General features: G+C 72.6%; 11 protein-coding genes and 1 pseudogene. 10 read left to right on the top strand and 2 right to left on the bottom strand.

The annotated features are described in order from the left end of the window. The 3 genes from ACZ4TV_RS14555 to ACZ4TV_RS14545 all read left to right on the top strand — a co-directional run bounded on the left by ACZ4TV_RS14555 (position 1) and on the right by ACZ4TV_RS14545 (position 2,328). The gene (locus ACZ4TV_RS14555; RefSeq protein ID WP_468134374.1) at positions 1–1,008 is read left to right on the top strand and encodes a LacI family DNA-binding transcriptional regulator; all 1,008 of its coding nucleotides are present in this window, start codon (positions 1–3) and stop codon (positions 1,006–1,008) included. Positions 1,009–1,123: 115 nt separating this feature from the next. Beyond that, positions 1,124–1,363: a hypothetical protein gene (locus tag ACZ4TV_RS14550; protein WP_468134373.1), complete on the top strand. Its 240-nt coding sequence runs from the start codon at positions 1,124–1,126 to the stop codon at positions 1,361–1,363. A 146-nt stretch (positions 1,364–1,509) separates the two neighbouring features. Next, positions 1,510–2,328 (top strand): polysaccharide deacetylase family protein, encoded by an 819-nt coding sequence (locus ACZ4TV_RS14545; RefSeq protein ID WP_468134371.1) that lies wholly within the window; start codon positions 1,510–1,512, stop codon positions 2,326–2,328. On the opposite strand, the gene ACZ4TV_RS14540 is transcribed toward ACZ4TV_RS14545, so the two are convergent. Next, on the bottom strand, positions 2,304–2,942 hold the full coding sequence (locus tag ACZ4TV_RS14540; protein ID WP_468134369.1) for a phosphatase PAP2 family protein: 639 nt from the start codon (positions 2,940–2,942) through the stop codon (positions 2,304–2,306). The two genes, ACZ4TV_RS14545 and ACZ4TV_RS14540, sit on opposite strands and share 25 nt — an antisense overlap. A gap of 293 nt (positions 2,943–3,235) precedes the next feature. Continuing rightward, positions 3,236–4,198, bottom strand: a complete 963-nt coding sequence (locus ACZ4TV_RS14535) for an alpha/beta hydrolase fold domain-containing protein (RefSeq protein ID WP_468134367.1) — start codon at positions 4,196–4,198, stop codon at positions 3,236–3,238. 229 nt (positions 4,199–4,427) lie between these two features. Here ACZ4TV_RS14535 and ACZ4TV_RS14530 point away from each other — a divergent pair, with 229 nt between their 5' ends. The 7 genes and pseudogenes from ACZ4TV_RS14530 (at position 4,428) to ACZ4TV_RS14500 (ending at position 12,607) form a co-directional block, all read left to right on the top strand. Next, on the top strand, positions 4,428–4,868 hold the full coding sequence (locus ACZ4TV_RS14530) for an ATP-binding protein (protein ID WP_468134365.1): 441 nt from the start codon (positions 4,428–4,430) through the stop codon (positions 4,866–4,868). Positions 4,869–5,007: 139 nt separating this feature from the next. After that, positions 5,008–6,627 (top strand): annotated as a pseudogene (locus tag ACZ4TV_RS14525) (AMP-binding protein); the annotation flags it as partial. Between the two features lie 30 nt (positions 6,628–6,657). Then, positions 6,658–7,206, top strand: a complete 549-nt coding sequence (locus tag ACZ4TV_RS14520) for an acyl-CoA thioesterase (protein WP_468134491.1) — start codon at positions 6,658–6,660, stop codon at positions 7,204–7,206. Next, the gene (locus ACZ4TV_RS14515; RefSeq protein ID WP_468134363.1) at positions 7,188–9,518 is read left to right on the top strand and encodes an oxidoreductase; all 2,331 of its coding nucleotides are present in this window, start codon (positions 7,188–7,190) and stop codon (positions 9,516–9,518) included. The genes ACZ4TV_RS14520 and ACZ4TV_RS14515 overlap by 19 nt, the downstream gene beginning before the upstream one ends. Before the next feature lie 11 nt (positions 9,519–9,529). Then, positions 9,530–10,573 (top strand): carbon-nitrogen hydrolase family protein, encoded by a 1,044-nt coding sequence (locus ACZ4TV_RS14510; protein WP_468134361.1) that lies wholly within the window; start codon positions 9,530–9,532, stop codon positions 10,571–10,573. Continuing rightward, positions 10,570–11,685, top strand: coding sequence for a cupin domain-containing protein (locus tag ACZ4TV_RS14505; RefSeq protein WP_468134359.1), 1,116 nt, complete (start codon positions 10,570–10,572; stop codon positions 11,683–11,685). The genes ACZ4TV_RS14510 and ACZ4TV_RS14505 overlap by 4 nt, the downstream gene beginning before the upstream one ends. Before the next feature lie 19 nt (positions 11,686–11,704). After that, entirely contained in the window at positions 11,705–12,607 is a 903-nt protein-coding gene (locus ACZ4TV_RS14500; RefSeq protein ID WP_468134357.1) for a fumarylacetoacetate hydrolase family protein, read from the top strand. Positions 12,608–12,644: the final 37 nt, after the last annotated feature.

Genomic DNA, 12,644 nt, shown 5'->3' with positions numbered 1-12,644 from the left:
ATGGCCAAAGACACCCACGTCCCCGCGTCCGTCACCAGCACCGATGTGGCCCGCCTCGCCGGAGTGTCGCGCGCGACGGTCTCCTTCGTCCTCAACGACACCGAGGGCCACCGGATCAGCACCGGCACCCGGGCCCGAGTGCTCGACGCGGCGAAGCAGCTCGGCTACGTGCCCCACGCCGCCGCCCGTTCCCTGCGGGCCGGCCGCAGCAACCTCGTCCTGATGCCCGTGTCGGTCTCCGCGATCGGCCGCCTCGTCAGCGACTGGGTCGACGATCTGCACAGTGAGCTCGACCGTCTCGGCTACACGGCCGTGCTCCACGCGGGCCGCTTCGCCGACCCCCTCGAAGCCGCCCGGGCCTGGGCCGAACTGCGCCCCGCGGCCGTCGTCGCCCTGGACGGCGACCGCTTCACCCCTCAGGCGGCCGACCTGCTGGGCCGTGCCGGGGTGCGCGGCCTGCTGGCCTTCGCGGCCCACCCCCTCGCGGGCGTGCACACCATCGGCTTCGACCACGCCCACATCGGCGCCGCCGCGGCCGAACACCTCATCGCGCGCGGCCGGACCAGGATCGGCGTGGTCGTGCCCCAGGAGCGTGGCCTCGCCACCCTCGCCCAGCCGCGCCTCGCGGGCGCCGAGTCGGTCGCGGCCCGGCACATGGCGACCGTCACCCCGGTGGAACTGGCCTACACGCGGGACTCCGCCGGCGCCCTCGCCCGCCGCTGGCGGGACCTCGGCCTGGACGCCGTCTTCACCTACAACGACGAGTACGCCGCGCTGCTGCTCCACGCCCTCCAGGCCGAGGGCATCGCCGTACCGGACGAGGTCGCCCTCGTCGGCTGCGACGACCTGGTCCTCGCCGCCCTCCAGCAGCCCGCGCTCACCACGGTCCGACTGGACCTGCCGTCGGCCGCCCGGATCGCCGAAGCCGTGCACGAGCTGATCGAAACCGGGACGGCGGCGCCGGTACCGGCCGTGGAAGCCGTCCTGATCCACCGCGCGACCTCCTGACCGTGCCGGCAGGTGCCTTCTGAGCTGCGCTTTTCACGTTTCCTGCGCCGAGTTGCTCTAAGAGGCATACGCGCAGCGCACGCCCCGCCAAGGTGGACGAACAGGAATGGAACCGGTGAGCGTGGTTGTGGCAGGGGGAACGGTGGCGATGGGCTACCTGGTGCGCATCGCGTACCGCGCGATCAAGGAGCGGTCCGATGTCCGGCGTGCGGAGGTGGCCCAGCAGGGACGGGTCGATGTCCACCACCTGCGCGCGAGCCTGTTCGACCACTTCCACGCGTACCTGAACACGCTGCACACCCGGCTTCTCCGGCTCTTCGAGGACGCCGAGGGCTCCACCACGCTGGCGCCCTGACGCGCTGATCTGTACCGGGATCCCGACCGTCCGACGGTCGGGATCCCGGTCCGCATGCGTACGACCGGCCGCGCTGACCTGCCGACGCACCGGCGCCTGCGCCGTGTCGGGTGTAAATGCTTCGCGCCCTTGATAGTGATGGTCCTGTGAGCACACACCGATGGCTCAGGACGATCCTGACTGGTGTCACCGCGGCGGTGACCGCGGCCGTTGCCCTGAGCGCCTGTGGCTCGGCGCGGCCGGCTCCGGCCCCTGGCGGCAAGACCGCGACTGCCTCTCCTCGCGTTGTACGGCCGGCCCCGAGCACGACACCATCTCCGATTCCCCAGAAGCCACGCCCCGTCGACTGCCGCAAGACGCGCTGCGTCGCCCTGACCTTCGACGCGGGACCAGGCCCCGATACGGCTCGACTGCTGGACACCCTCAAGACCAAGGGCGTCAACGCGACGTTCTTCCTGCTGGGCGAGAACAGTGTGACCCGCTATCCCGACATGGTGCGGAGAGAAGTGTCCGAAGGGCACGAATTGGCCAACCACACCTGGACGCACCGGAACCTGGCTACGGCATCGGTGGAGGAGATCCGCCGCGAGCTCGTCCTTCTCCAGGAACGCGTCAAGGAGCTCACCGGCCGGACTCCCACCCTGATGCGTCCACCGCAGGGACTGACGAATCCGCGCGTCGCCGAGGTCTGCCGCTCGCTCGGGCTCGCGCAGATCATGTGGACCGTCACCGCCAAGGATTACCGTGACCACAATCCCGAGGTCATCACGAGCCGGGTCCTGCAAGGTGCCCAGCGCAACGGAATCATCCTCCTGCACGACGTGTATCCGGGCACCGTTCCTGCCGTGCCCGGGATCGTCGACGGGCTGCGGCGGCGCGGCCTCACCCCCGTGACCGTCTCCCAGCTCTTCGCCCCCCGGCGACCCGAGCCGGGCAGGGCCTACTGGAACGCACCCTCCGCCTGACCCCGGGCCGCCCCACCCGATTCCCGGGCGAGCGCCGGGTGGAAGAGCCACCACGCCAGGAGTCCCGCCCCCGCACCTGCGGCGGCCCCGGCCACCGTGTCGCTGAGCCAGTGCGCGTGCAGCCAGGTGCGGCTCCACATCATGGCCAGGGTGAAGGCCGCGCCCCCGAACCACCACACCCGCCGGCGGGCGGCCGGGACCAGCAGCGCCCCGACGACGATGACGAGGAGCGCCGCCGTGGCCGCGTGGCCGGACGGGAAGGAGCCGTGGTCGACGCGGACCAGGGGGTCGGTCGGGCGCGGGCGGTCCACCAGGTGCTTGAGCCCCTGCACGACGAGCATGTTGCCGCCGAGGTAGACGGCGAGCAGGAAGCCCGCCGACGCCCACCGCCCGCGTACGAGCAGCAGCACCAGCAGGGAGAGCGGGAGGAGGGCACCGACCGGACCGCCGAACCAGTCCAGGGCAGTGGCCGCGGCCGAGTACAGCCCCTGATGGGGGCCGCCCATCCAGGTCAGCCAGCGGTCGTCCAGCCCCTGGAAGGGCGGATCCGCGACGTCGGAGCGGACGACGAGGGCCGCCAGCGCGGCGGCCCCCAGGAACAGGAGACCCGTCACGAGGACGGCGGGGCTGCGCGGTGCCTCCGACCGGGTCCGGCGGTCGGTCCTGCGGGGTCCGCGGGGTCCGTGCGGTCCGCGGGGTCCGTGGGGTCCGTGCGGTCTGTCGTACGGGGTGGTGGCCGGGTTGCCGGACATGGCTGCCTCTCGCGACCGGGGAGTGCCCGCGGCCGTATGTGCTCTGCATCTGAAGGGAACGCGGGGCGCGGGGCGCCGGGCGCGGGGCGCGGGGTGCGGGGGACACGGCCGGGCGGCCGCGCCCCCGCGACGGAACGCGAACGCGGGACGGGGAATCAGGCCTGCGCGCCGAGGTGTCGCGCCAGGAAGGCGACGCTCTCCTCGACGATCGGCGCGATGTCCGGGGCGCCGAGGAAGATGTGGTCCGCGCCCTCCACCGGCCGCAGGGTGACCTCACCCCCGGCGCTCGTCAGGGCCTCGGCGAGGACCTCGCTCTGGCTGTACGGGACCAGGCCGTCCCGCGTCCCGTGCACCAGCAGGAACGGCGGCGGGTTCGAGCCTTCGGCGTACGTCACCGGGCTCGCGGCCCGCGCCAGGTCCGGCCGCGCGGACACGGCCGCGCCGAGCAGGGCCTCGTAGGGATCGGGGAACTCCGCACCGGGCGCCATGGCCGGCATGGACGGCATGGGGTGAGCGGCCAGGGCGCCCACGTCGGAGACGCCGTACCAGTCGACGACCGCGAGGACCCCGGTCTCGCCGGAGCCGACTCCCTGCGTGCCCTCCAGCGCCGCACCCTGCGGGCTGCCGGGGCCGACCAGACCGGCGAGCGCCGCCAGATGGCCGCCCGCGGACTCGCCCCAGACGCCGATCCGGTCCGGGTCGACGCCGAGGACGCCGGCGAAAGCGCGGACGTAGCGGATCGCGGCCTTCACATCGTGCAGCTGCGCCGGGAAGGGCGCTTCGAGACTGTGCCGGTAGTCGATGGACACGAGCGCGAGCCCGGCCGCCAGCACCCTCCCGTGCAGCAGGGCGGCGGGCACGGTCGGCGGCGGGTAGCGGCGGTCGCCCTCCAGCCAGCCGCCGCCGTGGATCCAGACGACCGCGGGGAACGGTCCGTCGCCGGCGGGCACCTGGACGTCGAGCAGCCGGGGGCGGTAGCCGGGCGTGGTCGCGTAGGTGATCCCGTCGAAGCGGCGCACGCCGTCCGTGCCCGTCACGGGCGGCACGGGGGACTGGTACGGCGGAGGCGGCCAGGTCATGTCGGCGACGTCGAACTCGACCGGAGGAGATTGCGTCATTGCGGCCCTTCCAAAGGCGGCGGGATCCCGGCGGGGCGGGTGCAGGCTTCGCGTGGTTTGTCCGAAATGCTTGCGCGAGCCGCCGGGCGAGGCGTAGCGTGTTACACGTGTAATCACGACTCTAGCGACGCCTTTCCGTTGACCACAAGGTCGCTCGTGATCTGAATCCAGGATTAGTTACACGAGCCACCGACGTGGCTGCGCCGCCTTCCCCCTCCGGGAGCACGTCATGCTCACTTCCACCGGCAGTCCCGCGATTCCCGCGGTCCGAAGCTTCGTCCACTGGGTCGCCGACCCCATCGCCGCGAGCGTTCCGCAGGTCAGGGCCCGTGTGCGGACCAGGCTCGAAGGCTGGGGGGTCCCCCTCGACGTGGCGGACGTCCTGCTGCTGGCCGTCAGTGAGCTCGTCGGCAACGTCGTCCGGCACGCGGGCGCCGGCCGTATGCGGGTCGCCGTCGCGGCCGGCGGCGGCTGGCTCCGGCTGGAGGTCGCCGATCAGGGGGCCGGCCTGCCGCGGCTGCCCGCTCCGCGCGCGCAGATCGATCCGGAGTCCGAATGCGGGCGCGGACTGCTGCTCGTGCAGCTGCTGACGGCCGAGCTGGGCGGCGAACTCTCCATCATGGCGCACGAGTTCGGGAAGTCCGTCCGGGTGTGCATCCCCACGGCCTGAGTCGGCTCGGGGGTGCCCGCAGGGTGCCACGAGGAGACGACCCGCACTCCCCGAATATCGCGAGATGTTGACGGACGCCAAATATTCGACATACCTTGCTCCCGTCTCCCCCGCTGCTCCCTGATCGAGGTGCCGCCCCATGGAGCTCTCCCCTTCCGCGCATGCCGATTCCTTCTGTCGTGATCGGCTGCCGCCCTTCCCCCTGTGGCCCGAACTCCACTTCGACCTACCGGAGTTGGACTACCCGGACCGACTCAACTGCGCTCAGCGCCTGCTCGACGACGCCGTCGAACTCCACGGCCCCGACCGCCCCTGTCTGCTCACCCCGACCGAGCGCTGGACCTACGGCGAACTGCAACACCGCGCCAACCAGGTCGCCCAGGTCCTCACCGAGGACTTCGGCCTGCGCCCCGGCAACCGCGTCCTGCTGCGCGGCCCCAACAACCCCTGGCTCGTGGCCGCATGGTTCGGCGTCCTGAAGGCCGGCGGCGTCGCCGTCACCACCATGCCGCTGCTGCGCGCCGCGGAACTCGCCGAGCTCACCGACATCAGCCGGCCCTCGGTCGCCGTGTGCGACCACCGCTACGCCGACGAGCTCGACGCGACCCGCCGCCCCGGCCCGCCGGAGTTCCCGGAGCTGCCGGTCCTCACCTACGGAGGTCCCGGACCGACGGACCTGACCGCGCGCTGCGCGGGCAAGGACGGCCGGTTCGCCACCGTGGCCACGGCCGCGGACGACGTGGCGCTGATCGCCTTCACCTCCGGCACGACCGGCCGCCCCAAGGCGACCCTGCACTTCCACCGCGACGTCCTCGCCAACGCCGACACCTTCTCCCGGCACGTCCTCAAACCCCGCCCGGACGACGTCTTCACCGGCACGCCGCCGCTCGCCTTCACCTTCGGGCTCGGCGGACTCGTGGTCTTCCCCCTGCACGCCGGGGCCGCGACCCTCCTGATCGAGCAGGCCGCCCCGGCGCAGCTGGCCGAGCTCGTCGCGGCCCACGGGGTGACCGTGCTCTTCACCGCACCCACGGCCTACCGCGCGATCATGGAGGCCGGGGCGGTGGACCGGCTGGCCGGGCTGCGCCGCTGCGTGTCCGCCGGAGAACCGCTCCCGGCCGCGGTGTGGCACGCGTTCCACGCCGCCACCGGCCTGCGCGTCATCGACGGCATCGGCGCCACCGAGATGCTGCACGTCTTCATCTCCGCGGCCGACGAGGACATCCGGCCGGGCTCCACCGGCCGCCCCGTACCCGGCTACCGCGCCGCCGTCGTCGACGAGAACGGCGATCCCGTCCCCGACGGACAGCCCGGTCTGCTGGCGGTCACGGGCCCCACCGGCTGCCGGTACCTCGCGGACCCGCGCCAGACCTCGTACGTCAGGAACGGCTGGAACATCACGGGCGACACCTACGTCCGCGACGCGGAAGGCTACTTCTGGTACGTCGCCCGCAGCGACGACATGATCGTCTCCTCCGGCTACAACATCGCGGGCCCCGAGGTGGAGAAGGCCCTCGTCACCCATCCCTACGTCGAGGAGTGCGCGGTCGTCGGCGCCCCGGACGAGCGGCGCGGCATGCTCGTCAAGGCGTACGTCGTCCTGGGCGCCGGTGTCCCGGCGGCCGAGGCGACCGTCCGCGAGCTCCAGGCCCACGTCAAGCGGGCCATCGCCCCGTACAAGTACCCGCGCGCCGTCGAATTCGTCACGGAACTCCCGCGCACCGGCACCGGAAAGCTCCGCCGCGGCGAACTGCGCGAGCGCGCCCGCGCCGATGCGGATCCTGCCGCGATGCCTGCCGCGTCGCCTGCCACGGCGCCCACCGTGACGCCCGCCGCACCGCCCCCGCCGTCCCTGCCACCCAGCGTCGTCGTCGAACGCCGCGTCGAGTGGACCGACACCGACGCCGCCGGCCACTACCACCACTCCACCGTCGTGCGCTGGGTCGAGGCGGCCGAGGCCGTCCTGCTCCACCGCCTCGGCCTGTCCCACCTGTTCGGCAGCACGCCCCGGGTCCACTTCGAGGCCGACTACCGGGCGCGGCTCTGGTTCGGCGACGCGGTGCGCACCGAGCTGAAGGTCACCAAGGTCGGCTCGGCCTCCCTGCACTACGCCTTCACCGTGCGCGGCGAACAGGGCGTGGAGGCGGCCGGCGGCCGCATGGTCATCGCCCATTCGGCCTCCCACGCGACCGGCTCGACCCCCTGGCCCGACGACGTACGGCAGCTGCTGGCCACGGCGGGACCCCAGGAACCGGAACTACTCACCACCGCGGAAGCACCAGGAACACCAGGAACACCAGGAACAGCAGGAGGTACGTCGTGCGCGTCGCAGTCATAGGAGGAGGGCCCGGCGGACTGTACTTCGCGGCCCTGGCCAAGCGGCTCTCCCCGCACTGGGAGGTCACCGTCTGGGAACGCAACGCCCCCGACGACACCTTCGGCTTCGGGGTCGTCTTCTCCGACGAGACGCTCGACGGCATCGCCCAGGCCGACCCGGAGGTCCACGCGGCCATGTCGGCCGAGTTCGCCCGCTGGGCCGACATCGACGTCCGCTACCGGGGCAGCACCCTCACCTCGGGCGGCCACGGCTTCGCCGCCCTCGGCCGCCGGCACCTGCTGCGGATCCTCCAGCAGCGCTGCGCCGCCCTGGCGGTGGACGTCCGCTACCGCACCCAGGCCCCGCCCGCCGCCGAACTGGCCGCCGCGTACGACCTGGTGGTGGCGTGCGACGGCGTACGGTCGGCCACCCGCGCCGCCTACGCCGACACGTTCGGCACCGAACTCGACGAACGCACCGGCCGCTACATGTGGCTGGGCACGGACAAGGTCTTCGAAGCCTTCACCTTCATCGTCGACGAGCAGGAGTTCGGCACCCTCCAGGTGCACGCGTACCCCTACGACTCCACCCGCTCCACCTTCATCGTCGAGATGGAGGAGGAGGCGTGGCGGCGCGCCGGCTTCGCGGAGTTCGCCGCCCGCGACCATCCGCCGGGCACCAGTGACGAGGACAGCATCCGGCGCTGCGAGGAACTCCTCGCGGGCCACCTCGACGGCCACCGCCTGCTCCCCAACAACTCCAAGTGGCTCCGCTTCACCACCGTCCGCAACCGCACCTGGCGCCGCGGCAACATCGTCCTCCTCGGGGACGCCGCCCACACCGCGCACTTCTCCATCGGCTCCGGCACCAAGCTGGCCATGGAGGACGCCCTCGTCCTCGCCGCCAGCCTGCACGAACACCCCGACGTGCCCACCGCGCTCGCCGCGTACGAGGAGGAGCGCAGGCCGGTGGTGGAGTCCACCCAGCGCGCGGCCCAGGCCAGTCTGGAATGGTTCGAGCACATCGACCGGTACACCGGCCAGGACCCCCACCAGTTCGCCTTCAACCTGCTCACCCGCAGCCGCCGCGTCACCTACGACAACCTGCGCGTGCGCGACGAGGGCTTCACCACCGCCGTCAACCGCTCCACCGTGCCGCCGATGTTCCGCCCCTACCCGCTCGGCGGACTGCTGTTGCGCAACCGGGTCGTCGTACCGCCGACCGCCCTGCACACCGCGCGCGACGGGGTCCCGGGCGACTTCGACCTCGTCCACCTCAGTACGCAGGCCCTCGGCGGCGCCGGCCTGGTCCTCGCCGGGATGACGGCCGTCAGCGCCGACGGCCGGGCCACCCCCGGCTGCCCCGGCCTGTGGACCGACGAGCAGGAAGCGGCCTGGCGGCGCATCACCGACTTCGTCCACGGTCAGTCCGACACCTGCCTCGGCATCCAGCTCACGCACGCCGGACGCCGGGCGGTCCCCGGTGACCGGCAGCCGATCGCCGCCTCGGGCCTGGCCTGGGACGAGCGGAGCCCGGTACCGCGCGAGGCCGACCGGGCCGACATGGACGCTCTCGTACGGGACTTCGTGAGCGCGGCCCGGCGAGCCGACCGGGCGGGCTTCGACGCGCTGGAACTCCAGTACGGGCACGGCCATCTGCTCTCGGGCTTCCTGTCGCCGCTGACCAACCTGCGGAGCGACGCGTACGGAGGCGGCCCGGAAGGCCGGCTCCGGCTGCCGCTCGAAGTGCTGCGCGCCGTACGGGCGGTGTGGCCGGCCGGCAAGGCGCTGCTCGTGCGGATCTCCGCCGCCGACTGGGCCGAGGGCGGCACCAGCGAGGCCGACGCGGTCACGATCGCCCGCGCGCTCGCCGAGGCGGGCGCCGACGCCATCGACGTCTCCACTGGCGAGGTCGTCGCCCACGAGCGGCCCCGCTACGGCCGCAGCTACCAGACCCCGTACGCCGACCTCATCCGCAACGCCACCGGGGTCCCCACCATCGCCGTCGGCGCGATCTCCACGTACGACGACGTGAACTCGATCATCCTGGCCGGCCGCGCTGACCTGTGCGGCGTCGGCCGTGCCCAGCTCCACGACCCGCTGTGGACCCTGCACGCCGCAGCCGCCCAGGGCTACCAGGGCCCGGCCGCGCCCTGGGCGCGCGCCTGGAGGGCGGGCAGCGGGCGGCCTCCGGCGGCCCGGACCGACCGCGTGCCGCCCCGCCTCGAACTCCTGCGGCAGCCCGCCGCGTCCGTCCACCGGCGCTGGCTGCCGCGCGCTGCCCCCGCCCCCACCCCGGCCCCTGCCCCCTCACCCGCCGCCGTCCACCGATAGCCGAGGCCCCCATGCCCATGGACAGGGACCACCTGCCCCGTTTCACGGCGGCGGCCGTCCAGGCCGCGCCCGTCTACCTCGACCCCGCCGCCACCGTCGACAAGGCCGTCGCCCTGATCGCGGAAGCCGCGGGCAACGGAGCCGAACTCGTCGTCTTCCCCGAGGCGTTCGTCCCCGGATACCCCTACTGGAACTGGACGATGAATCCGGTCCAGGGCTCCCCCTGGTTCGAGCGGCTCCAGCGCTCCTCCGTCGACGTCCCCGGCCCGCACGTCGACGCCCTGCGCGCGGCGGCCCGCCTGCACGGCGTCGTCCTGGTCATCGGGGTCAACGAGCGTGCCCCGCACAGCCTCGGCGTCCTCTACAACACCCTGCTCACCATCGGCCCCGACGGCGAACTCCTCGGTGTCCACCGCAAGCTGGTGCCGACCTGGGCCGAGAAGCTCACCTGGACCGGCGGGGACGGCAGCTCCCTCGTCGTCCACCCCACCCCCATCGGGCCCCTCGGCGCCCTGGCCTGCGGCGAGAACACCAACACCCTGGCCCGCTTCACCCTCCTCGCGCAGGGGGAACTGGTCCACGCCTCCTGTTACATCGCCCTGCCCGTCGCCCCCGCCGACTACGACATGGCCGACGCGATCGCCGTGCGCACCGCCGCCCACAGCTTCGAGGGCAAGGTCTTCTCCGTCGTCGCCTGCTCGACCGTCTCCCCGGAGATGATCGACACCCTCGCCGGGGACGACGAGGAGCTGCGCAAGCAGTTCACCCGTCCCCGCAGCGCCCTGTCGGGCATCTTCGGCCCCGACGGCCGCCCGGTCACCGAACCCCTCGTCGACGACGAGGGCATCGTCTACGGCGAGATCGACCTCGGCCGGTGCATCCAGCCCAAACAGATGCACGACATCGTCGGCCACTACAACCGCTTCGACGTCTTCCGCCTCGAAGTCGACAACCGTCCCCGGCCGCCGGTGACCTTCAACGCGCCCGCGCCCGCGCCCACCGGCCCAACCGGCCCCACCCGCCCCACCGCCGCCACCCCTGAGGAGGACGTATGACCATCGAGCAGGACGACACGATGCTCGGCCGCGCCCGGGTGTCCGAGACCCCCGAACTCACCGCCTACTACGAAGAGCTCGGCGCCCTGGACGCGGGCGCCCTGTGGACCGTCGCCAACGACATCGAGCCCTGGTACCCGCAGCCCAGGTCCGTGCCCGCGCTGTGGCGCTACGAGGACCTGCGCCCCCTGGTCCACAAGGCCCTCGGCCTCGTCCGGGGAGACGACGCCGGCCGCCGGGTCGTCATGCTCGTCAACCCGGGCCGCAAGGACGTCAGCGCCGCCGCGGGCCTCCTCTACACCGGGCTCCAGATCATGGGGCCCGGCGAGGCCATGACCGCCCACCGCCACCAGGCGGCGGCCCTGCGCTTCGTCCACGAGGGCACCGGGGCCTGGACGATCGTCGACGGCCAGAAGCTGAAGGTCGGCCCCCGCGATTTCGCCATCACCCCGAACGGCACCTGGCACGAACACGGCAACGACGCCGACGACGCCCCCGTCATCTGGCAGGACGGACTCGACATCCCGCTGGTCAACGCCCTGGACGCCGGCTTCTACGAGGTCCACCCCGAGCTGTACCAGACCCCGGGAAAGCTCATCAACTCCTCGGTCCTGACGTACGGGGCGAACCTGCTGCCCTACGGGGTGGAGCAGTGGACCCGGCCGTACTCGCCGCTGCTCGCCTACCCCTGGGAGCCCACCTACGAGGCCCTGCTGAACCTCGCCAAGGCGACCGAGGGCTCCCCGTACGACGGAGTGATCGCCGAGTACACCAATCCGGTGACGGGCGGCCCGGTCATGCCCACCATGGGCGCCCACATGCAGTTGCTGCGCCCCGGCCAGGCCACCCGCGCCCACCGCCACACCGGCTCGGTGATCTACACGGCGGCCAAGGGCCACGGATTCTCGGTGATCGCCGGACAGCGCTTCGCGTGGAAGCAGGGCGACGTCTTCTGCGTCCCGTCGTGGGCCTGGCACGAGCACCACAACCTCGACCAGTCCGAGGACGCCTGCCTCTTCTCCTTCAACGACTTCCCCGTCATGCGCTCGCTCGGTTTCCACCGGGAAGAGGCGTACGCCGACCACGGCGGCCACCAGCCCGTCGCCGCCTGACCCACGAGGAGCCCCCAGCATGCGCATGCTGACCTTCACCACCGGAACCACCGAACGCCTGGGCGTCGAGGCCGACGGTCTCGTCCTCGACCTCGCGATCCTGGCCGAACACGCCGGCGTACGACTCCCGCACGATCTGCTCGCCTTCGTCCAGGCCGGCCCCGCCGCCCAGGAAGCCGCCCGCCGGCTGCTCGCCGCCGGTCCCGCCGGCCGGCCGGGTGGGGCCGTCCACCCGCTGGAAGCCGTGACCCTGCGCGCCCCCCTGCGCCCCGGCAAGATCATCGGGGTCGGCCTCAACTACATCGAGCACGTCGAGGAGTCGAGCCGCAGCCTCGACACCGACAAGGACCTGCCGCCGCGCCCCGTCCTCTTCGGCAAGCCCGCCACCGCCGTCACCGGCCCGGGACAGCCGATCCTGCACAACGCCGACCTGACCACCCAGCTGGACTGGGAGTGCGAACTCGCCGTCGTCATCGGCCGCACCGCCTTCCGGGTGAGCGAGGAGGAGGCGTACGACCACGTCTTCGGCTTCAGCGTCATCAACGACATCAGCGCCCGCGACCAGCGCCGGTCCGGCCAGTGGTTCTTCTCCAAGGGCCAGGACTCCTACGCCCCCTTCGGCCCGGTGGTCGTCACGCGTGACGAGATCCGCGACCCCATGGCCCTCGACCTCTCACTGCGCGTCAACGGCGTCACCAAACAGAAGTCGAACACGCGGCACATGCTCTTCCCCATCGCCCGCCTCATCGCCGACATCAGCTCCGGCATGACACTGGAACCAGGCGACGTCATCGCGACGGGCTCGCCGTCGGGAGTGGGCGCCGGCATGGTCCCGCCGGAGTTCCTCACCCCCGGTGACACCGTGGAGGCCACCGTCGAGCTGATCGGAACCCTGACCAACCCCGTCGTCGACGCCCGCTGAGGAGTACCCGTGTCACCCCGCACCTACCGCATCGGCC

The sequence above is a fragment of the Streptomyces sp. NPDC028910 genome, assembly GCF_055564955.1.
This window is presented reverse-complemented; position numbering and strand designations above follow the sequence as displayed.